Below are 20,156 nucleotides of genomic sequence, written 5' to 3'. Positions count from 1 at the left end.
CCGGGGCACGGTCCTCGGCGCGGGCCTCGCCGTGTGCGCGTCACCTGTGCGGGGCGTCCGGGGCGTCGGCTTCGAGATCGGCGATGCTGCCCGACATGATCGTCCGCGCATGCTCGGTGGTGTGCTCCGCGGGCCAGTCCCACCGGGCCACCGACGGCAGCCGGGCGATGTCCCGGTCGTCGTAGCGGGTGCGGACGAGGCGGGCCGGGTTGCCCCCGGCGATGCCGTAGTCGGGTACGTCGGAGGTGACCACGGCGCCGGTGGCGATGATCGCGCCGTGTCCGATCCGTACGCCGGGCATCACCGTCGTCCCATGGCCGAGCCGGACGTCGTTGCCGACGACGGTGTCCCCTCGGTTCGGCAGGCCGGTGAGCAGGTCGAAGTGCTCCGGCCACGAGCCTCCCATGGTGGGGAAGGGGAAGGTCGAGGGGCCGTCCATGCGGTGGTTGGCGCCGTTCATGATGAACCGCACTCCCGTGCCCAGCGCGCAGAACTTGCCGATGATCAGCTTCTCGGGGCCGCAGTGGTGGAGCACGTTGCGGGTCTCGAACGCGGTCGGGTCGTCCGGGTCGTCGTAGGAGTAGGAGGAGTACTCCCCGACCTCGATCAGCGGGGACTTCACCAGCGGCCGGAGCAGCACCCGCGGTTGCCCGGGCATCGGGTGGAGGACCGTCGGCTCTGCAGGGACAGGCATGGCGGGCGGTACCTCATCGGTTGCGTGCCGGTGTCCGGTCCATGATCGCGGCACAGCCTCGCCCAGGACACCGATGTACCGGAGTGCGGCCGGTGAACGCGCCCGTAACCGCGCCACCGATTCCTCGTGTTCGCTTTCTGGCCATCGTGAGGACTGCTGGAATCAACCCGGGATTCTCATGAGCCCATCATGTGCCACTGGTTGCGTGTGCGGGGTCGGTCGGTCCGCAACGTATGAGCACGGAGGCGCATGGTGTTCCTGTCGAAGGCAACCGCGGCGCGCGACGGCCGGGCCGATCAGGTCCGGCCCGGCGAGGGCGGGGAAGGTACGCACGACGAACCGCTGCACGTGGCGAGTCGGCTGCACGCGTTCAACCGGTTCGAGCTGAAGTACCTGGTCCCTGTGGAGCAGGCGGCGGATATCCGGGACGAACTGGCCGAGCGGATGGACCGGGACCTGCACAGCCCGGTCGGCGGCTACGGTGTGTGGAGCCTGTACTACGACACTCCTCAGCTGCGCTTCTACTGGGAGAAGATCGAGGGACTGAAGTTCCGCCGCAAGCTGCGCATCCGCCACTACGGCGACCTCGACGGGATCACCGACGAGTCGCCGGTGTGCGTGGAGATCAAGCAGCGCGTCAACCGGGTCACGCAGAAGCGCCGCATCACCCTTTCCTACGGTGCGGCGCGGCAGTTGTGCGACGGCCGGGAGATGGTGCCCCACTCGGCGAAGGAGAGCGCCTTCATCCAGGAGGTCCTCGAACTCGTCGTGCGGCTCAACCTTCAACCCACCGCGGTCACCGGCTACCAGCGTGAGGCCTTGGTGGGCCGGGACGCGGACACCGGTCTGCGCGTCACCTTCGACCGCCGTGTCCGCGGCCGGGACCGGGACTTCCATTTCGGCATCGAGACGCCCCAGAACCGGTTCACGATCCCGCCGCACCTGTCGGTCATGGAGATCAAGGTCAACGAGCGCACCCCGCACTGGATCACGGACCTGACCGCGCGCCGCGACCTCAACCTCGTACGGATCTCGAAGTACGTGCAGTCCATCGAGGCCTTCGGCCTGGCCCCCCGCTCGGTCTTCCACGTCAACGAGGCGGACTGCCCGCCACCCACCCCCACTGAAGCACAGCCGCCCCGGCAGCGGCCGGCGCAGGACGCGCCGATGAAGGCAGGAGCAAAGTGAACTTCGATCTGCAGGAACTCAGCGGCACGTTCAGCGTGACCGACGTCGTGGCGGCGATGGTGCTGTCGTTCGTCCTGTCCACGCTGATCGGTTACGTGTACCGGTACACGCACCGCAATGTCTCCTACAGCCAGTCCTACGTCCAGACCCTGGTCGTCGTCGGCATGATCGTCGCGCTGATCATGCTGGTCGTCGGCTCGAACCTGGCGCGCGCGTTCTCACTGGTCGGCGCCTTGTCCGTGGTCCGTTTCAGGAACGCGGTCAAGGAGACCAGGGACGTCGGCTTCATCTTCCTCGCCATGGCGACAGGCATGGCCTGCGGTGCCCGCTTCTACACGCTGGCCGCGGTCGGCGCCGTGGTGATCTGCGCCGTCGTCCTCGTGATGTTCAAGTTCAACTGGTTCGCGCTGAACGTGCAGCGCCAGGTCGTCAAGGTCCAGGTCCCGGCCGGTGACGACTGCACGCCGCAGATCCGTGACGTACTGATCAAGTACACCAGCGAGTTCGAGCTGGTGAGCACCGAGACGATCCGCGGCGGCGCACTGAGCGAGATCTTCTACACGGTGCGGCTGAAGAAGGGCGCCGAGCCCGGCGACCTGGTCACCGCCCTTCAGGAGCGGACGTCCGGACAGCGGGTCACGGTCCTGACCGGTTACGACACCACCGATCTGTGATGGCCGGGGACAACACGGTGCGGCACCGGCGCCGCCTGCGGGACCGGCTGCCGGTGCGGCTGCGCCACCACTGGAAGCCGACCGCGGCACTGGGCGTCGGCCTCACCGCGATGGTCTTCTTCCTGGGCGACGCGCGCATCTCCCCCTATGTCACGTCCGCCTCGAGGGCCGAGGCGGACCCCATCACCCAGAACGTCCGGGGAACCGTGGACCTGTACGACACGTCGGTGTCGCACTCGATCCAACTCACCTACAAGCAGACCGACTTCGACAAAATGATGAAGGAGTTCCGGGACGACGGCAGCAAGGAGTACATCGAGGCGGATCTCATCATCGACGGGGTCTGCCTCAACGACGTCGGGATCCGGCTCAAGGGCAACTCCACGCTGATGGCACTGCGCGGCAGCAAGGGCATGCCCGGTGGCGGCCGCGGCTTCCCCGATGCCGCGCAGGGGGCTCCGGCCGGCGCACCCGGCGGGGCGGGCGGCATGGGCGGGATGATGCAGTACGACCTGTCCGAGAAGAAGCCGGAGGAACTGCCCTGGCTCGTCAAGATCGACGAGTTCGTCGACGGCCGTGCCTATCAAGGCGAGCGGGAGATCTCCCTGCGTCCCGGCAGCAACGGCCAGGTTCCGGTGAACGAGGCGCTGTCGTTGTCGCTGACCCGGCGGGGCGGGCAGAAGGCCGAGCGGTACTCCTTCACCCGGCTGACGGTGAACAACCGGCCCACCGTCACGCGGCTCATGGTCGAAAGCCCCGACACCGACTACGCCGAGGATGTCGCCGACGGCAACGGCGTGCTGTACAAGGCGAAGGCCGGCGGCAGCTTCACCTACCGCGGTGACGATCCGACGGACTACGAGAGTTCCTTCAAGCAGCTCAACAAGAAGGGCAGCCGGGACCTCGAACCGGTGATGAAGCTCATCAAGTGGGCCGACAAGGCCTCGGACGAGGAGTTCGCCCGGGACCTCGGCACGTACGTGGACGTCGACTCGCTGGCCACCTATCTCGCGACGCAGAACCTGCTGCTGAACTTCGACGACATGGCCGGCCCCGGCAAGAACTACCTGCTGTGGTACGACCTGGACACCAGGAAGTTCTCCGTTCTGGGCTGGGACTACAACCTGACCTTCAGCGGCGACGCGACGGCCGGGCCCGACGACTCCGTCAGCATGGGAGGCGGCATGGGCGGCGGAACGCCCGAGGGGATGCCCGAGGGGATGCCTGAAGGAATGCCCGGCGGGGCGGCCGGCGGCGGTCAGGGCGGCGATCCGGGCCAGGGCATGCCCGGCGGCCAGGGGGGCTTCATGGAGCATGTCCTGAAGACCAGGTTCCTGGAGGCCGACGCGTTCGACGGCGTCTACAAGAAGGCCTACCGAGCGCTGTACCAGAAGTTCTACCAGTCGGGTACGGCGGCCGAGGACCTCCAGTCCGTCGCGGACCAGGCCCGCTCCGCGGGAGCCGGCTCCAAGGAACTGGACACCGCCGTCGCCGAGCTCGGCGAAACCATCACCGACCGTGCCGCGGCACTCGCCAAGGACAAACAAGTGACCGGCTGAAAACACCGGCATCCCGGGGTCTCTCACCAAGCCGTTGCCCGGGTGCCGGTCGGCCCGCCCGGATCCCCACAGCGACTCCGTCCTCCCGTACACCGAGGTGCCCGAACGTGATCGACCAGCACACCCCTGCACGGACCCCCGCCGCCGGGCACACCGTCCTGGTCGTCGAGGACGACCCCAGCATCCGTACCCTGCTCACCTCCGCGCTCAGCGCGGCCGGCTACATCGTGGCGAGCGCGGCCAGCGGGCAGGAAGCCATGTTCGAGGCCGGCAGCCGCCGCCCCGATCTGATCGTGCTGGACGTCATGCTGCCCGACACCGACGGCTTCCGGCTCACCCGCGACCTGCGCGCCCAGGGCGCCTACACCCCTGTCCTGTTCCTCACCGCCCGTACCGGCGTCGAGGACCGCATCATCGGCCTGAGCTCGGGGGGCGACGACTACGTCACCAAGCCCTTCCACGTCCAGGAGGTACTGCTGCGCATCCGCGCCATCCTGCGCCGCAGCAGCGCCCCCGCCTCCACCCCCGGCGTCCGCCCTCCCCTGCGTTACGCCGACCTCACCCTGGACGAGCGCACCCACGAGGTACGGCGCGCCGACCGGCTCCTGAAGCTGTCGCCGACCGAGTTCCGGCTCCTGGCCTGCCTGCTGTCCCACCCCGAACGCGTGCTGGAGAAGACCGAGATCCTCCAGCAGGTGTGGCGGTACGACTTCTCGGGCGACACCCGCATCGTCGACACCTACGTCAAGAACCTGCGCGGCAAGATCGACCGCGACCCGCCCGCGCTGATCCACACCGTGCGCGGAGTCGGCTACTGTCTGCGGCTCCCGCGCGACGAGACGAACACGGGCGCGCGATGAGGTGGCCGGCCCGACCGCGCCCGCGCTCCCTGCGCAGCCGCCTCGTGCTGATCGCCGGCCTTCTGGCGACCTGCGCCGTCGTCCTGTGCCAGATCGCCGGGCTGACCGTCGTGCGTTCCTGGCTCACCGACCAGGTCGACGACCGGCTCACCCACTTCCGTCCCCCGGCCGACGTCTACCGCGACATCGGCGGCGACGGCGCGCTGCGGCCCCCCGGCGGGAACGACGCCCTGCCCTCGGACTACCGCGTCCACTTCTACGGCCAGGACGGACACCTGCTGCGCGCCTCCCTGGGAAACGGCGACAGCCCCGGCCCGCGCCTGCCCGAGAAGGCGGCCGACCTGCACCTGGACACGGAGAAGCCGAGGACGGTCGAGTCCGAGGACTCGTCCGGATCCGGGTGGCGGGTGATCGACCACTCGGGGCCCGGCGACATGCACGCCGTCGTCGCCCTTCCCCTGGACACCGTCGACGGCGCCACCACCAAACTGCTCTGGTTCAGCGTCGTTCTCGGCATCGGTGTCGCCGGCGGAGTCGTCATCCTGGGCAACGTCGCCGTCCGCCTCGGCCTGCGCCCCCTCACTCGCGTCGAGCGGACCGCCCAGCGCATCACCGAGGGCGCCCTGGAACTCAGCGTTCCCGTCACCGACCCGGACACCGAGGTCGGCCGGCTCAGCCTGGCACTGAACACGATGCTCGACCGCCTGCGCACCGCGCTGCATCGCACGGAGACCTCCGAACAGCAGTTGCGCCGCTTCATGGCGGACGCCGGTCACGAACTGCGCACGCCCCTCACCGCGATCCAGGGCTTCGCCGAACTCCTCCTCGACGAACCCCGGATGAGCGACCTGCGACGGCACGAAGCCCACACCCTGATCAACCACAACGCGGAGCGGATGAGCCGCCTCGTCGACGACCTCTTCCTCCTCGCCACACTCGGCGACACCCCCCTTCCGCACCGCGAGCCCGTCGACCTGCTCTCCCTGGCCGCCGACGCCATCGCCACCACCGCCGTCCGCCACTCGCGGCGCACCATCACCCTCGAACCGCTCCTCACCCACCCCGGCGGCCACGAGCGCGGTCTCGACATCGTCGAGACGTCCGGCGATCCCCACCAACTCGCCCAGGTACTCGGCAACCTCCTCTCCAACGCCTGCACCCACACCCCCGACGACACCTGCGTCCGCGTCAGGGTCGGCGCCGCTCACGCCGGCCAACACGGCTACGGCACAGACCGCCCCGACCGCACCGGCGCCGGCCCGCCACCGGCGCCGGGCACGCCCCTCTGCGTCATCGAGGTCGCCGACGACGGCCCCGGCCTCGACCCCGACGAGGCAGCCCGTGTCTTCGACCGCTTCTTCCGGGCCGAACCGCAGGGGTCGCGGCCCCAACCGGGTTCCGGCCTCGGCCTCGCCATCGCCGAGGCACACGACGGACGCCTGGAACTGGACACCCGCCCCGGCGAGGGCTGCACATTCCGCCTGCTGCTCCCCGACTCGCCCCCTACCGGGCCCGACACGTCGGCCTTCCGAAGAGGACGCGGCGCGGCTCCTCCGGCGGTGGGGGAGCGCCCGGCTTGAGGGGCCACGACCCCATCGCGACCCACCAAACTGCGCCGGCGTCGGCGAGGTCGTCCCGGCGTGATCAGCGCCGGCCAGGTCCCTGGCCGGCGTCCTTCTCGTCGGCCTTGGACCGCACGCCGTCGGCAATGCGCTTGCCGATCGTCTCGTCGATGTTCGACCAGTACGTGAAGGCCCGTTCCAGGACCGGCTCGCTGACCCCGTCGAGGAGGTGCCCGACGACGTTGTCGACCAGACGGTCCCGGGCGGCGTCGTCCAGGACCTGCCGGACCAGGGTGCCGGGCTGCCCCCAGTCGTCGTCCTCGGCGTGGGAGACGTACGCGGTACGGATGATCTCGCCGTCGGCCGCCCAACTGGGCGGCGGGCCGAAGCGGGCGGGGTCGGCGGCGGGACCGCCCTTGGAGTTCGGGGCGTACACCGGATCCGTCGTCTTCCGGTACGCCATCGCCCCGTCCTTCGAGTAGGTGTGCACGTCGACGATGGGCGCGTTCACGGGAAGCTGCTGGTAGTTGGCGCCGATGCGGTGCCGGTGGGCGTCCGCGTAGGAGAACAGCCGGGCCAGCAGCATGCGGTCCGGACTCGGCCCGATCCCGGGGATGAAGTTGTTGGGCTGGAACGCCGCCTGCTCGATCTCCGCGTGGTTGTCGGTCGGATTGCGGTCCAGGGTCATCCGGCCGACCGGGATCAGCGGATAGTCACCGTGCGGCCACACTTTGGTGAGGTCGAACGGGTTGAAGCGGTAGTGCGCGGCCTCCGTGTACGGCATGACCTGCACGTACAGCGTCCAGCTGGGGAAGTCGCCGTCACGGATGTGCTCGAAGAGATCGCGCATGTGGTAGTCCGTGTCGACGGCGGCCATCTGGTCGCCCTCGTGCTGGGTGAAGAACTCGATCCCCTGGTCGGTCTTGAAGTGGTACTTCACCCAGAACCGCTCGCCCCTGGCGTTGATCCACATGTAGGTGTGGGAGGTGTAGCCGTTCATGTGGCGCCAGGTACGGGGGATGCCGCGGTCTCCCATCAGCCAGGTCACCTGGTGCGCGGACTCCGGCGAGAGCGTCCAGAAGTCCCACTGCATGTCGTGGTCGCGCAGGTTGTTGTCCGCGCGGCGCTTCTGGGAGCGGATGAAGTGCTGGAACTTCATCGGGTCCTTCATGAAGAACACCGGCGTGTTGTTGCCGACCATGTCGTAGTTGCCCACGGTGGTGTAGAACTTCACCGCGAAGCCGCGAGGGTCACGCCAGGTGTCGGGGCTGCCCCGCTCGCCGGCGACCGTCGAGAAGCGAATGACCAGGTCGGTACGGGTGCCCGGCTGGAACACGGCCGCCATGGTGTAGGCGCTGACGTCCTCGATCACCTCGAAGTGGCCGAAGGCGCCGCTCCCCTTGGCATGCGGCTGGCGCTCGGGAATCCGCTCCCGGTTGAACTGGGCCATCTGCTCGATCAGGTAGGCGTCCTGCAGCAGGACCGGCCCGCCCGGGCCCAGGGTGAGAGAGTGCTCATCACTCTCCACGGGCGCGCCGGAGTCCGTCGTGGTGGCGGGAAGGAACTCCGTCATGAGACTGCCCTTTCGTCGTGCCGGTCCTCCATCCCCTTCCATGCGCGTGACCGTAAGAACCCGTACTAAACACACCGAGTCGCACGTTATGGGTGACACCGTCGGATCCACGTCCAGGACCGGCGCCCAGGCTCCGTCGTAGACAGAGCCGACGTCGCCCGACCGTGCAAGAAAGCGGAGAAGATGACCACACAGACCGACCGTGTCGACCACGAACTGATCCGGGCAGCGGCGCACGTCGCGGCCACACGCTGCCGGGGTGACAACCACACCATGGCGGCTGCGGCCCGCGCCAGGGACGGCCGGATCGTCACCGCGGTGAACGCCTATCACTTCACCGGAGGCCCCTGCGCGGAGCTGGTCCTCATCGGCACCGCTGCTGCCCAGGGGGCCTACGACCTGGACACCATCGTCGCCGTGGGTGACCGCGACCGAGGCGTCGTGCCCCCTTGTGGCCGCTGCCGCCAGGTCCTTCTCGACTACTTCCCAGCCCTCGAGGTCATCGTCGGGACGGACGATGGCCTCCGGATGGTGCCCGTCACGGACCTGCTTCCCGAAAGCTACATCTGGGCGGACCACCAGCTCGACGCCGAGGAGGGCGCACCCCTCGGCACGAGCTGACGCCTCAGGCGGTCGCAGGCCAAACGTCGCCTGCCACGGCACCGGCTTCGGGCGTGTGGCCCTACCAGGCCCGTCGCGTCTGCCGGCCGAAGAGGATGCGGGGCGGTTCGGGCGGTGGGGGAGTGCCCGGCTTGAGGGGCCAGGCGAGCAGCATGCCCACGATGAAGCCGACCACGTGGGCCAGGTAGGCCACGGTGCCCGCCTCGGCGACGGCCTGGCCGGAGGAGTAGAACGCCTGGAGCACGAACCAGGAGCCCAGGACCACCCAGGCCGGCAGTCGCAGCGGCAGGAAGATCAGGAAGGGGACCAGCACCCAGACCCGTGCCCTCGGGTAGAGCAGCAGGTAGGCGCCGAGGACGCCGGCGATGGCTCCCGAGGCGCCGATCAGGGGAGTCGCGGACTGGGAGTTCATGAGAGCGAATCCGTATGCGGCCGCGTACCCGCAGACCACATAGAACAGCAGGAACCGCACATGGCCCATGCGGTCCTCGATGTTGTTGCCGAAGATGAGGAGGAACAGCATGTTGCCCAGCAGGTGCAGCCAGCTGCCGTGCAGGAACATCGCCGTGAGGACCGACAGCACGGGCGACTTGTCGTAGGCGGGCGGCCCCACCACGCAGCCCGGGCCGTGCACGCCCACCCCGACGACGCCCGTCGGGACCAGCGACGGCAACTGATGGTGGATCAACTCTCTCGGCACCAGCGCGTACTGCTCCGTGAAGGCCTGGAGGTGGCACAACTGCGCCAGCGTGCTGCTGCCCGTGAAGGACCCGGCGATGCCGGGGGTGAGCAGGAACACGACGAAGTTCGCGGCGATCAGGGCGTACGTCACCCACGGAGTGCGCCGCGCCGGGTTCACATCATGGACGGGAATGACCACGGGGAAGTTCTGCCCGAGATGCGCTCGCCGAACCGGTGAACGCCGCCGTCCGCGTGTACGTATGCCTCCTCAACCACCCGCGGTCCGGGGAAGGCGGGCCGCGGGGACGACGTGAGGAACAGGCGATGAACGACCGAGTCACTCCCGCGGTGCACGCGCTGCCCGACGGCGAGGCCGAGCTCACCCTGGTGGTGCGACTGCCCTGGGAGGACGTCGCCCGGCTCGGCCAGGAGGCCGGCCGGCTGGCGTCCCAGATGAAGCGCCCGGTGACGCTGGACGAGGCAGTCGGGCACCGGCTGCGCTCCACCCGGACCACGGCCACGCACGCCCGGCCGGCCGGGGAGCAGCCGGCCGCGACGGCGTCGGCGGTGACGTCCAGCGGCTCGGTCTCCTCCCTGCCGAGGCTGAACGGAACGGCGTAGGGCTCACGCCATGCTGGCGCGGACCTTCGCCGCGGCCTTCCGGGCCGCCACCAGCACCGGATCCCACACCGGGGAGAACGGCGGCGCGTAGCCCAGGTCCAGGGCCGTCATCTGCTCCACCGTCAGACCGGCCGTGAGGGCGACCGCGGCGATGTCGACCCGCTTCGCCGCGCCCTCACGGCCGACGATCTGCACGCCCAGCAGGCGGCCGGTACGGCGTTCGGCGATCATCTTGACGGTCATCGGGGAGGCGCCGGGGTAGTAGCCCGCGCGGCTGGTCGACTCGATGGTGACCGTCTCGAACTTCAGGCCCACCCGGCGGGCGTCCTTCTCGCGCAACCCGGTGCGCGCGATCTCCAGGTCGCACACCTTGCTCACCGCGGTGCCGACCACACCCGGGAAGGTGGCGTAGCCGCCGGCCGCGTTGGTGCCGATGATCTGGCCGTGCTTGTTGGCGTGAGTGCCCAGCGGCACGTGGCGCAGTTGTCCGGAGACCAGGTCCAGGACCTCCACGCAGTCGCCGCCCGCCCAGATGTTCTCGTGGCCGCGCACCCGCATCGCCCGGTCGGTGAGCAGCCCGCCGCGCGTGCCGAGCGGGAGCCCGGCCGCCCGCGCGAGCGCGGTCTCGGGGCGCACCCCGATGCCCAGCACGACCACGTCCGCCGGGTACTCGGCGTCCGCGGTGGCCACCGCCCGGACCCGGCCGTCGTCGCCGGTGAGCACCTTGGTCACGTCGACGTCGTCGACCATGGTGATGCCCAGGCCCGACATGGCCCGGTGCACCAGACGGCCCATGTCGGGGTCGAGCGTGGACATCGGCTCCCGGCCGCGGTTGACGACCGTCACCTCGTAGCCGCGCTTGATGAGCGACTCGGCCATCTCCACCCCGATGTAGCCCGCCCCGATCACCACCGCCCGGCGGCCACGCGCGCGTGCCAGGCTGTCCAGCAGGGCCTGCCCGTCGTCGAGGGTCTGCACCCCGTGCACGCCGGGCGCGTCGGCGCCGGGCATGTCGGGCCGGACGGGGCGGGCCCCGGTCGCGATCACGAGCTTGTCGTACGACGTCCAGGACTCCGTACCGGAATCCACGTCCCGCGCGCGCACGCGGCCGGCGGCCACGTCGATCTCCGTCACCTCGGTGCGCATCCGCAGGTCGATGTCCCGCGCGCGGTGTTCCTCGGGCGTACGGGCGATCAGCAGGTCCCGCTCGCCGACGTCGCCGCCCACCCAGTAGGGGATGCCGCACGCCGAGAACGAGGTGAAGTGGCCGCGTTCGAACGCCACGATCTCCAGCTCGTCCGGCCCGCGCAGCCGTCGTGCCTGCGACGCCGCGGACATCCCCGCGGCGTCGCCGCCGATCACGACAAGGCGTTCCTTCGTACCCCGGGCATCCCGCGCAGCGCTCATGTCCATGCGAACACGCTACGGGGACGGGCCGTCCCGGTCCTGAGGTTGTCCCGGTCCTGAGGTCGTCCCGGTCCTGAGGCCGTCTCAGTCCTGGGGGTCCGGTTCGCCGCCGGGCTTCTGGGCCGGGGGTGCGGGCGCCCGCCGGGAGTCCGGCACCGCTCCCAGCGCGGTCATGGTGGGCGTCGCTTCGGCGGGGCGCCCGGGCAGCCGGGGCCGTACGACCCGCAGCCACAGCGCCGCGAGGAGAGCCGCCGCCGCGGCGAACGGGAGGATCGCCCCGATGGCCAGGGCGATCCAGCGGAGCACGGTGACGAACACGTGCCAGCCGCCCGCCAGCGCGTCCATGAACCCGGGCTGATCATCCTTGGCGACCGCCGGCTCGGGCGCCGGTGTCCGGGACAGGGACAGGGTGATGGTGGCCAGGCTCGTGCGGTCCTTCAGCGACGCCTGCTGGGCCAGCAGCGACTCCAGGTCGGACTCGCGGCGGCTCAGCTCACCCTCCAGGCTGACCACGTCGCTGAGCTGGGTCGCCCGGTCCATCAGTTCACGCACCCGCGCCACACTCACGCGCTGCGACCTGATGCGGCTGTCCACGTCGACGACCTGGTCGGTGACGTCCTGCGCCTTCGCCGTGCGCTCGATCAGCTTGCCGGTGCCCTCCAGGCCACCGAGGACCTCGGCGTACCTGTCGGCGGGCACGCGCAGCACCACGCGGGTGCGCTCGTGGCCGTCCTCGTCGCGGCTGGTGCTCTCGTCGCCGATGTAGCCCCCGGCGTTCTCGACGGTGGTGCGGGCCTCGTCGAGGGCCTTCGGCACGTCCTTGACCTGCACGGTGAGCGAGGCGGTGCGGATGATGTGGCTTGCGGCGACCCGGGGCGGCGTGGTGGCCCTCGCCTCGGAGGCCTGGCCGCCGCCGGTGTCCGGCGCGCCCTTCCGGGCCTCTCCGCCGGCCGCGTCCGCGGCGGACTTGGCGTCGGCAGTGCTGCCGCCGCCGCTGTCGCCCGCGCCGCACCCGGTGAGCGCGAGGGCGGCGGCGAGCAGGAGCCCGGCCAGGGCGGAAGCGGGCCGGACGGAACGTCGTGTGCGCATGTGGCATACCCCCGAGGGTCCTCGTGACCACTGACGCTTCTTCGACTCCCGGGCGGCGCGAGACGTTGGCCGGAAACGGTTCCGATGCGGTCACGTTCATGACTCGGGGCGGACACCGGGGCGCGGGAGGAGCGCCGGAGAGGTCTGAGAGAGTGGGCTCATGAGCGCAACGGGTACGGGCACGGGCCATGTCGTCGTCATCGGGGCCGGGATCGCGGGGCTTGCGGCCGCGCACCGGCTGTTGCAGCGCGGGGCGCGGGTGACCGTGCTGGAGGCGGCGGAACGGGTCGGCGGCAAGCTGCTGCCGGGCGAGATCGCGGGCGTCCGCGTCGACCTGGGCGCCGAGTCGATGCTGGCCCGCCGGCCCGAAGCCGTGACCCTCGCGCGCGAGACGGGACTCGCCGGCCACCTCCAGCCACCCGCCACGGCGAGCGCCTCCCTCTGGACCCGCGGCGCCCTGCGGCCCATGCCCAAGGGACACGTCATGGGCGTGCCCGGCACCGCCTCCGCGCTGGCCGGCGTGCTGTCCGAGGGGGGCCTGGCCCGCATCGAGCGCGACGCCGAGCTGCCCCGTACGGAGGTCGGCGACGACGTGGCGGTCGGCGAGTACGTGGCCGCACGCCTGGGCCGCGAGGTCGTCGACCGCCTGGTCGAGCCCCTGCTCGGCGGGGTCTACGCCGGTGACGCCTACCGCATCTCGATGCGCTCGGCCGTCCCGCAGCTCTTCCGGGCCGCGCAGACCCACGACTCGCTGCTGGAAGGGGTCCGCGAGATCCAGGACGCGGCGGCCGCCGCACAGCAGACCGGGCCGGTGTTCATGGGCATCGAGGGCGGTGTGGGCCGGCTGCCGGTCGCGGTCGCGGAGTCGGTGCGGGCCCGCGGCGGTGAGATCCTGACCGGGACCCCCGTGACGGAGCTGCGCCGGCAGGACCGTACGTCCTGGCGGGTGGCCGCCGGTGACCGCGTGCTGCACGCCGACGCGGTGGTCGTCGCCGTGCCCGCGCCCGCCGCCGCCGGGCTGCTGCGTGCCGAGTCCCCGGAGGCCGCCGCCGAGCTGCGGGCCGTCGAGTACGCCTCCATGGCCCTGATCACCCTCGCCTACCGCCGCGCCGGCACCGCCCTGCCCGAGGGCAGCGGCTTCCTGGTGCCCCCCGTCGACGGCCGCACCATCAAGGCGTCCACCTTCGCCTCCCAGAAGTGGGGCTGGATCGCCGACGAGGACCCGGACGTGGTCGTGCTGCGCACCTCCGTGGGGCGGTACGGCGAGACGGAGATCCTCCAGCGCGAGGACGCCGACCTCGTCGAGGTCTCCCGGCACGACCTGCGCGAGGCGACCGGCCTGGACGCCGCGCCCCTGGAGACCCGTGTCACCCGCTGGACCGACGGCCTGCCCCAGTACCCCGTCGGCCACCACGCGCGCGTGGCCCGCATCCGCGAGCACATCGGCAAGCTGCCCGGTCTGGCGGTGTGCGGCGCGGTGTACGACGGGGTGGGCATCCCCGCGTGCGTCGCGAGCGCGTACGCGGCCGTGGACCAGCTGGACGGCGACCTGCGCGCCGTGCGGGAGCTGACCGCGGACCCGGTGCAGAGTCCGCACGGCGGAGCGGGAGAATAGCCTCATGAGTGACGACGCTCCTACCACCGACTCCGGCAGGATCCCGAACAAGGGCAAGCTGGCCAAGGACCTCAACGAGGTCATCCGCTACACGCTGTGGTCCGTCTTCAAGCTGAAGGACCTGCTTCCCGAGGACCGCGCGGGTTACGCGGACGAGGTCCAGGAACTGTTCGACCAGCTCGCCGCCAAGGACGTGACCATCCGCGGCACGTACGACCTCTCGGGCCTGCGCGCCGACGCCGACCTCATGATCTGGTGGCACGCCGAGACCAGCGACCAGCTCCAGGAGGCGTACAACCTCTTCCGCCGCACGAGGCTCGGCCGCGCGCTGGAGCCGGTGTGGTCGAACATGGCGCTGCACCGTCCCGCCGAGTTCAACCGCTCGCACATCCCGGCGTTCCTCGCCGACGAGACGCCGCGCGACTACGTCAGCGTCTATCCCTTCGTGCGCTCCTACGACTGGTACCTGCTGCCCGACGAGGACCGCCGCCGCATGCTCGCCGACCACGGCAAGATGGCCCGGGGCTACCCGGACGTGCGGGCCAACACGGTCGCGTCCTTCTCCCTCGGCGACTACGAGTGGGTCCTCGCCTTCGAGGCCGACGAGCTGCATCGCATCGTCGACCTCATGCGGCACCTGCGCGCCTCGGAGGCCCGCCGGCACGTCCGCGAGGAGATCCCGTTCTTCACCGGGCGCCGCAAGGACATCGCCGAGCTGGTGGCGGGTCTGGCCTGACACCCGGCCCGGTCCCGGGGCCGGACCCCGGGACCGGCTCGGTCAGCGGGTGGCGCCGGGCCGGCCGGTGGCGTTCTTCAGGGCCTCACGCAGTTGGCGTGCCCGGGACTCGTGGAAGGTCGGGCCGTCCGGCCTCGGCTCCGCGCGCGGGGCGCACGCCGCCTGCCGCACCGGCAGGCGGCCCTGGAGCAGGTAGGCGTCCAGATACGCGTTGACGCACGCGTTCGGCCCGCCCGCGATGCCGTGCGTGCCCGCGCCCCGCTCGGTCACCAGCACCGAACCGGCCAGGCGCCGGCGCAGCTCGAGGGCACCGTCGTACGGCGCGGCCGCGTCCCGTTCGGCGGCCAGGATCAGCGTCGGCGGCAGCTCACCCGGCCAGGTCCGCACATCCAGGGGCCGCTGCCGGGGTGCCTTCCAGTAGGCGCACGGCAGGTTCGCCCACACATTGCTCCAGGTCTCGAACGGCGCCACCCGCGCGAGCCGCGTGTTGTCCCGGTCCCAGACCTCGAAGTCCGCCGGCCAGGCAGCGTCGTTGCACTCCACGGCCGTGTAGACCGCGTTGCCGTTCTCCGCCTCGGCGGCCCCCTCCCGGTGCGGGGCCGCCAGCGCGACCAGCGGCTCGGGGTCGCCCTTCAGATACGCCGACAGGGCCTCGGCGCTGCCCGGCCAGTGGTCGTCGTAGTACCCGGCCGTCAGGAACAGGCCCTGCAACTGCCCCGGCCCCACCGAGCCGCCCGCCGGTTCGGCGGCGAGCCGCGCCCGCGCCCTGTCGTAGCTCCTCTGCACCTGCCCGGCCGTGCGGCCCAGCGCGTACACGTCGTCGTGCCGGGCCGTCCACTCCCGGAAGTCCGCCCAGCGCGCCTCGAACGCGGCCGACTGGTCCAGGTTGTTGCGGTACCAGATCCGTTCGGGCGCCGGGTTCACCGCCGCGTCGAAGACCATCCGGCGTACGTGCGAGGGGAACAGCGTGGCGTACAGCGCGCCGAAGTAGGTGCCGTACGAGGCGCCCACGAACGTCAGCCGGTCCTCACCCAGCGCCGCCCGCAGCACGTCCAGGTCGCGGGCGTTGTTGAGGGAGTTGTAGTGCCGCAGCGCCTGGCCCGCGCGCCGGGCGCAGCCGCTCGCGTACGCCTTGGCCTCGGTGACGCGCCGCTCCTTGTACGCCCGTGAGGGGTGCGTCGGCGCGGGTGCGGGCGCCTTGAAGAAGCCCTTCGGGTCCTGGCAGGACAGCGGGGCCGACCGGCCCACCCCGCGCGGGGCGTAGCCGACGAGGTCGTACGCGGCGGCGACGCGCTTCCACTCCGGCAGCAGGCCCATGAGCGGGAAGGAGGTGCCGTCGGCGCCCGGACCGCCCGGGTTGAACACCAGGGCGCCCTGACGGGGCACTCTGCGCTTGCTGTTGCGAGGGTCCGTGTGGGTGGCCCGCACCCGGCTGACGGAGAGCCGGATCCGCTCGCCGTCGGGGTGCGCGTAGTCGAGGGGCACCGGGACCGTGCCGCACTCCAGGGTGCCGGGCAGGTCCCGCGCCTTCGGGCACGCGCCGAAGTCGATTCCGGCCGCGCGGGCGCGCGCCGCTGCCACGACGGTGCCGCGCAGTTCCGCCGCGGTGCCGGGAAGGCGCGCGGCGCCCGAGGACGGGGCGCCGGCGAGGGCGGTGAGGACCAGGGACCCGGCGGCCGTCCAGACGGCGGCAGCGGTCATCGCGTATCCCTTCGGTGCACGGCAGCGACAGAAGGGATGTTTCGTCGCCCCGGTGGGGAGGGCAAGCACCGTCCCGCCGGTGTCGGCGCCGATGCGCCCGTCGCGCCCCGCGCGAGCGCTGGTGCCGGGCGCGCGCTCCGGCCCGCACCGCTGTCTGTATGCCCGTTGGCCCGTACGCCCCCACGCCCGTTGGCCCATACGCCCGTTGGCCCTGGCCCGGGCCGGTCGCGTCGCGGGCTACCCGTCCCGGAGGGCCCGGCCGTGCGGGGGCCCGCCGTGCGAGGGACGGTCGGGCGAGGGCTGGTCGCGATGGGCGAAGGCCGCACGCAGGTTCGGTTCGCCGATCGCGCTGATGCCGTGTACGGCCACGGACGCCAGATACGTACGCTCGTCACCGGCGCCGTCCACCCGCCGGTTCAGCGCGCCGAGCAGGCGCTGTCCGGCCGGGGACGCCCAACGCGAGTACGGGTGGACCTCGAAGCGGGCGATGGCCAGGCAGCTCAGGGTGAGCGTGAGCGGCAGCGCGAACCACAGGGCGATCAGCTCGCGGGGCATCCCGGTCGGGCCGGGCAGCAGCAGCGCGGTCGCGCCCAGGGCGAGCACGGCCAGCGTGGCCGTCCGCACCCGGCGGACCCCGGCCGCGATCGTGGACCCGTCCCCGTCCGGCACGGCGAGACCGGCGCTGACGAGCCGGTCGGCGAGGCCGCGCACCGCGTCCGCGGTGGCCGCGGCCGCGCGCACCGGCGCGATCCGGGACTGTCCCTCCGGGCCGATCGCCCCTATGACGGAGCGCTCCATCTCGTCCCGCCCGCGGGGATCCACGACCGTCGCCCAGCCGGTGTGCGCGAGCAGCAGCCGGCGCTGGCGCGCCATGGAGACCAGGGTCAGATCGGCGACCCGCGCCGGTCCGCCCGAGAGGAACGCCGCCTCATAGAGCGTCAGATCGCGGCCCCGGCCCGCGTCCACGTCGACGGCCGCGGCGCGTACCGCGGCCAGGCACAGCCGCAGGCACGCCGTGCCCGCGAAGGCCCAGGCCAGGAGCAGGAGAAGGACCCAGAACATGACGCGTTTCTATGCCAGAGGCCTGGGAAACGCCATGCCTTGTTCGCCATCCGGACAGAGTGTGGCCGGTATGTGACGTTCCGTTTGTTTTCCGAGGTCAGGGCGTCGTGGCCGGGCTCAGCGGCGCAGCAGCACCCGCTGGGCCGCGCGGGCCACCCGTACCGCCGGTCGGCGCGACCGCGGCGCCGGCCCCGAGCGGTCCAGCCACCACTCCCGCAACTCCCGCCGGATGCCCGCGTTCCGGGGCCCGTCGGCGAGCAGCAGCGACTCCGCGAAGTCCAGGGCGTCCTGCCGGTAGCCGCCGGTCATCGGGTGCCTCTGCGCGTACGCGAGGAACGCGGTCCGGTACCCCTCGCCGAGCAACACCGTCAGTTCGGGAGCCACCTTGGCCACGACGTCCGCCCGCTTCGCGGCCAGCGACCGCGCCTGCACGCCGATGCGCACCCGGTCGAACCCCTCCGGCGCGGGCGTCCCGGCGACGAGCGCCGACAGCAGCGAGGTCTGTGCGAGAGCGAGCCGCTGCCGGGCGGGCCCGGTGCCGCCGGCCGCCCGCGGATCCGGTCCGGGCGCACCGCGGCCGCCGGCGTCCGGCGCCTGGCCGGGGCCGGTGGCGGGGCCGGGGTCGGGGTCAGGGCCGGGACCGGGGGTTGGAGTGGGGGCCGGGGCGGGGTCGGCCGCCCGCCGGGCCGTCGTACGCCCCGACTCCACCGCTGTTCCGATGACCGCCAACTCCCGCTCCAACTCAGCCGGTTCGGGGAAGTTCTCGTCGCGCTCCAGCAGGACCCCCGGCGGGGCGACGCGTGAGGCGAGGTCGGTCAGGATGTCGAGGACCGGCCGCGGCACCGGGTGTGCGTGGCTGTCGTGCCAGACACCGTCGCGTTCGAGGCCGCCCGCCACATGGACGTACGCGAGGGCTTCGAGGGGGAGTTCGGCCAGCGCCCGGGCCGGGTCCTCTCCCCGGTTGACGTGGTTGGTGTGCAGATTGGCGACGTCGATCAGCAGCCTCACACCCGTGCGGTCGGCCAGCTCGTACAGGAACTGGCCCTCCGTCAGCTCCTCGTCCGGCCAGGCCAGCAGCGCGGCGATGTTCTCCACGGCGAGCGGCACGGGCAGCGCCTCCTGCGCGATCCGGACGTTCTCGCACAGCACGTCGAGGGCGTCGCGGGTGCGCGGCACGGGCAGCAGATGCCCGGCTTCCAGCCGCGGGGAGGCGGTCAGTACGCCGCCCGCGCGCACGAACGCGATGTGCTCGGTCACCAGCGGCGAGCCGAGCGCCTGCGCCCGCTCGGCGAGGGCGGTCAGCCGGCCCTCGTCCGGCCGGTCGGCCCCGCCGAGGCCGAGCGAGACCCCGTGCGGCACCACGGTCACCCCGCGGCGGCGCAGGCGCAGCAGTGACTCGGGAAGGTGTGCGGGACACACGTTCTCGGCGACGGCCTCGACCCAGTCGACGCCCGGCATCTCCTCCACGGCGTCCGCGATCTCCGGCCGCCACCCGATCCCCGTCCCCAGCCGCTCCATCGTGCTCTCGCCCCCCTCTTGCCCGCCTCCACACGGCGCACGTGACCGGGGTATGGCCCTGACGCCGGGACCCGAACCCCGCCGCCCGCACCTTCAGAGCAACATTTGAGCTAAGCCCGCCGGGGGAGCCAGTTCGGCGACCGGAGGGTTTGCCGGGCGGCGTCGCGAGCCGGTGAACCATCACGGTCGCGGCACTAGATCAGGCCCGGCCGCAGCGCGGGGTGGTCGGCGACGACCGTGCAGGAGCCGGGGGCGATCTCCGTGAAGCCGGCGTCGCGCACCACCGGCAGTCCGCCGGAGGTGAGGTCCCGCCAGTGGGCGGGGCCCGCGGTGCGGACGGTGAGGGGGAAGCCCGCGTCCCGCCAGGCCGTGCGCTGCTCCTCGGACAGTTCCCACCAGGCGAGCTGGGCGCCGTGACCCGCCTGGGCCATCGCCTTGCCCGCCGACATCTCCAGGCCGGGGCTCATCCACAGCACCGGGACGGCCGGGTCCGGCGCGGCGGGCGGCTCCGCGTCGTCCAGCTCGGTGCCGGAGACCTGAAGCCTCGCCAGGTCCTTGGGCCAGCCGTCCAGCGGCACGGGCGGAAAGACCCGCACCTGCGCGGTCCCCCCGGTCACGGTGATGCCGGGGAGGGCCTCGGCCCGCCGCCACTCGGCGCCGCGCGCCCGCCGCACCACCTTGCGGATCCGGGCGTCCTGCCAGTCCCGCACGGCCCGCGCCCACTCCCCGTCACCGGCCGAGCGCTCGTCGGCGAGCAGCACCAGGACCGCTCGGGCCGCGGTCTCCAGGGCGTCCGTACGGGCCGGGGGAGCGGCCCGCTCGATCCGCACCACCAGCGGCAGCACGAACTGCCGTGCCTGGTCGCGTGCGCCGGGCTCGGACCGGAACGGGCTGTCCTGCGGGGCGGTGGCGGTGGTGCTCTCGTCGGTGCTCACGGCGTCCAGTCTGCCAGCCGGGTGACCGGCCGCCGGAGCGCGCCGGCCCGCGGACGATTC

Annotated in this window: 18 protein-coding genes; 9 read left to right on the top strand and 9 right to left on the bottom strand. The window is 72.1% G+C overall.

Features of this window, described 5'->3' with window-relative positions; translation table 11 throughout:
- Nucleotides 1-40: 40 nt before the first annotated feature.
- A complete protein-coding gene (locus TNCT6_RS05785; RefSeq protein WP_141357244.1) occupies nucleotides 41-694 on the bottom strand; it encodes a CatB-related O-acetyltransferase in 654 nt (217 codons plus the stop codon).
- Between the two features lie 348 nt (nucleotides 695-1,042).
- On the opposite strand from TNCT6_RS05785, the gene TNCT6_RS05780 reads away from it, so the two are divergent.
- From TNCT6_RS05780 to TNCT6_RS05760, 5 genes are all read left to right on the top strand, one after another.
- On the top strand, nucleotides 1,043-1,882 hold the full coding sequence (locus TNCT6_RS05780) for a polyphosphate polymerase domain-containing protein (RefSeq protein ID WP_253266386.1): 840 nt from the start codon (nucleotides 1,043-1,045) through the stop codon (nucleotides 1,880-1,882).
- Nucleotides 1,879-2,556 carry a DUF4956 domain-containing protein gene (locus TNCT6_RS05775; protein ID WP_141357240.1) on the top strand — a complete coding sequence of 226 codons (678 nt, stop codon included), beginning with the start codon at nucleotides 1,879-1,881 and terminating at the stop codon, nucleotides 2,554-2,556. The genes TNCT6_RS05780 and TNCT6_RS05775 overlap by 4 nt, the downstream gene beginning before the upstream one ends.
- On the top strand, nucleotides 2,556-4,115 hold the full coding sequence (locus tag TNCT6_RS05770) for a CotH kinase family protein (RefSeq protein ID WP_141357238.1): 1,560 nt from the start codon (nucleotides 2,556-2,558) through the stop codon (nucleotides 4,113-4,115). The genes TNCT6_RS05775 and TNCT6_RS05770 overlap by 1 nt, the downstream gene beginning before the upstream one ends.
- A 107-nt stretch (nucleotides 4,116-4,222) precedes the next feature.
- Nucleotides 4,223-4,975 carry a response regulator transcription factor gene (locus TNCT6_RS05765; protein WP_141357236.1) on the top strand — a complete coding sequence of 251 codons (753 nt, stop codon included), beginning with the start codon at nucleotides 4,223-4,225 and terminating at the stop codon, nucleotides 4,973-4,975.
- A complete protein-coding gene (locus TNCT6_RS05760; RefSeq protein ID WP_141357232.1) occupies nucleotides 4,972-6,555 on the top strand; it encodes a cell wall metabolism sensor histidine kinase WalK in 1,584 nt (527 codons plus the stop codon). The genes TNCT6_RS05765 and TNCT6_RS05760 overlap by 4 nt, the downstream gene beginning before the upstream one ends.
- Nucleotides 6,556-6,619: 64 nt before the next feature.
- On the opposite strand, the gene TNCT6_RS05755 is transcribed toward TNCT6_RS05760, so the two are convergent.
- On the bottom strand, nucleotides 6,620-8,110 hold the full coding sequence (locus TNCT6_RS05755) for a catalase (protein ID WP_141357230.1): 1,491 nt from the start codon (nucleotides 8,108-8,110) through the stop codon (nucleotides 6,620-6,622).
- 183 nt (nucleotides 8,111-8,293) lie between these two features.
- Between TNCT6_RS05755 and TNCT6_RS05750 the strand changes: the two genes are divergently transcribed.
- Complete coding sequence (locus TNCT6_RS05750) at nucleotides 8,294-8,731, top strand: cytidine deaminase (RefSeq protein WP_141357228.1); 438 nt, start codon at nucleotides 8,294-8,296, stop codon at nucleotides 8,729-8,731.
- A gap of 61 nt (nucleotides 8,732-8,792) precedes the next feature.
- Here the strand turns inward: TNCT6_RS05750 and TNCT6_RS05745 are convergent, their stop codons facing one another.
- Nucleotides 8,793-9,611, bottom strand: coding sequence for a rhomboid family intramembrane serine protease (locus TNCT6_RS05745; RefSeq protein WP_141357226.1), 819 nt, complete (start codon nucleotides 9,609-9,611; stop codon nucleotides 8,793-8,795).
- A gap of 125 nt (nucleotides 9,612-9,736) precedes the next feature.
- Here TNCT6_RS05745 and TNCT6_RS05740 point away from each other — a divergent pair, with 125 nt between their 5' ends.
- On the top strand, nucleotides 9,737-10,033 hold the full coding sequence (locus TNCT6_RS05740) for a hypothetical protein (protein ID WP_141357224.1): 297 nt from the start codon (nucleotides 9,737-9,739) through the stop codon (nucleotides 10,031-10,033).
- A 3-nt stretch (nucleotides 10,034-10,036) separates the two neighbouring features.
- On the opposite strand, the gene TNCT6_RS05735 is transcribed toward TNCT6_RS05740, so the two are convergent.
- Nucleotides 10,037-11,446, bottom strand: a complete 1,410-nt coding sequence (locus tag TNCT6_RS05735; RefSeq protein ID WP_141357222.1) for an FAD-dependent oxidoreductase — start codon at nucleotides 11,444-11,446, stop codon at nucleotides 10,037-10,039.
- Between the two features lie 78 nt (nucleotides 11,447-11,524).
- Nucleotides 11,525-12,529 (bottom strand): DUF4349 domain-containing protein, encoded by a 1,005-nt coding sequence (locus TNCT6_RS05730; RefSeq protein WP_141357220.1) that lies wholly within the window; start codon nucleotides 12,527-12,529, stop codon nucleotides 11,525-11,527.
- A 160-nt stretch (nucleotides 12,530-12,689) separates the two neighbouring features.
- Between TNCT6_RS05730 and hemG the strand changes: the two genes are divergently transcribed.
- Together hemG and hemQ are read left to right on the top strand one after the other, a co-directional pair.
- Nucleotides 12,690-14,144, top strand: a complete 1,455-nt coding sequence (hemG, locus tag TNCT6_RS05725; RefSeq protein WP_141357218.1) for a protoporphyrinogen oxidase — start codon at nucleotides 12,690-12,692, stop codon at nucleotides 14,142-14,144.
- A 4-nt stretch (nucleotides 14,145-14,148) separates the two neighbouring features.
- A complete protein-coding gene (gene hemQ / locus TNCT6_RS05720) occupies nucleotides 14,149-14,880 on the top strand; it encodes a hydrogen peroxide-dependent heme synthase (RefSeq protein WP_141357216.1) in 732 nt (243 codons plus the stop codon).
- Between the two features lie 42 nt (nucleotides 14,881-14,922).
- Here the strand turns inward: hemQ and TNCT6_RS05715 are convergent, their stop codons facing one another.
- The 4 genes from TNCT6_RS05715 to TNCT6_RS05700 form a co-directional block, all read right to left on the bottom strand.
- A complete protein-coding gene (locus TNCT6_RS05715) occupies nucleotides 14,923-16,581 on the bottom strand; it encodes an alpha/beta hydrolase (protein ID WP_141357214.1) in 1,659 nt (552 codons plus the stop codon).
- Between the two features lie 237 nt (nucleotides 16,582-16,818).
- Complete coding sequence (locus tag TNCT6_RS05710; RefSeq protein WP_141357212.1) at nucleotides 16,819-17,643, bottom strand: TIGR04222 domain-containing membrane protein; 825 nt, start codon at nucleotides 17,641-17,643, stop codon at nucleotides 16,819-16,821.
- 117 nt (nucleotides 17,644-17,760) lie between these two features.
- Nucleotides 17,761-19,161, bottom strand: a complete 1,401-nt coding sequence (locus tag TNCT6_RS05705) for a DUF692 domain-containing protein (RefSeq protein WP_141357210.1) — start codon at nucleotides 19,159-19,161, stop codon at nucleotides 17,761-17,763.
- 194 nt (nucleotides 19,162-19,355) lie between these two features.
- The gene (locus TNCT6_RS05700) at nucleotides 19,356-20,105 is read right to left on the bottom strand and encodes an aminoacyl-tRNA hydrolase (protein WP_141366145.1); all 750 of its coding nucleotides are present in this window, start codon (nucleotides 20,103-20,105) and stop codon (nucleotides 19,356-19,358) included.
- Between the last annotated feature and the right edge of the window lie 51 nt (nucleotides 20,106-20,156).

The sequence above is a fragment of the Streptomyces sp. 6-11-2 genome, from assembly GCF_006540305.1.
Lineage (GTDB): Bacteria > Actinomycetota > Actinomycetes > Streptomycetales > Streptomycetaceae > Streptomyces.
This window is presented reverse-complemented; position numbering and strand designations above follow the sequence as displayed.

What these genes read in the sequence shown, in the direction of transcription:
- TNCT6_RS05705 (WP_141357210.1), bottom strand. Translation starts at nt 19,161, where the DNA reads ATGGAGCGGCTGGGGACGGGGATCGGGTGGCGGCCGGAGATCGCGGAC.
- TNCT6_RS05710 (WP_141357212.1), bottom strand. Translation starts at nt 17,643, where the DNA reads ATGTTCTGGGTCCTTCTCCTGCTCCTGGCCTGGGCCTTCGCGGGCACG.
- hemQ (WP_141357216.1), top strand. Translation starts at nt 14,149, where the DNA reads ATGAGTGACGACGCTCCTACCACCGACTCCGGCAGGATCCCGAACAAG.
- TNCT6_RS05770 (WP_141357238.1), top strand. Translation starts at nt 2,556, where the DNA reads ATGGCCGGGGACAACACGGTGCGGCACCGGCGCCGCCTGCGGGACCGG.
- TNCT6_RS05730 (WP_141357220.1), bottom strand. Translation starts at nt 12,529, where the DNA reads ATGCGCACACGACGTTCCGTCCGGCCCGCTTCCGCCCTGGCCGGGCTC.
- TNCT6_RS05785 (WP_141357244.1), bottom strand. Translation starts at nt 694, where the DNA reads ATGCCTGTCCCTGCAGAGCCGACGGTCCTCCACCCGATGCCCGGGCAA.
- TNCT6_RS05750 (WP_141357228.1), top strand. Translation starts at nt 8,294, where the DNA reads ATGACCACACAGACCGACCGTGTCGACCACGAACTGATCCGGGCAGCG.
- TNCT6_RS05715 (WP_141357214.1), bottom strand. Translation starts at nt 16,581, where the DNA reads ATGACCGCTGCCGCCGTCTGGACGGCCGCCGGGTCCCTGGTCCTCACC.
- TNCT6_RS05760 (WP_141357232.1), top strand. Translation starts at nt 4,972, where the DNA reads ATGAGGTGGCCGGCCCGACCGCGCCCGCGCTCCCTGCGCAGCCGCCTC.
- TNCT6_RS05740 (WP_141357224.1), top strand. Translation starts at nt 9,737, where the DNA reads ATGAACGACCGAGTCACTCCCGCGGTGCACGCGCTGCCCGACGGCGAG.
- hemG (WP_141357218.1), top strand. Translation starts at nt 12,690, where the DNA reads ATGAGCGCAACGGGTACGGGCACGGGCCATGTCGTCGTCATCGGGGCC.
- TNCT6_RS05735 (WP_141357222.1), bottom strand. Translation starts at nt 11,446, where the DNA reads ATGGACATGAGCGCTGCGCGGGATGCCCGGGGTACGAAGGAACGCCTT.
- TNCT6_RS05755 (WP_141357230.1), bottom strand. Translation starts at nt 8,110, where the DNA reads ATGACGGAGTTCCTTCCCGCCACCACGACGGACTCCGGCGCGCCCGTG.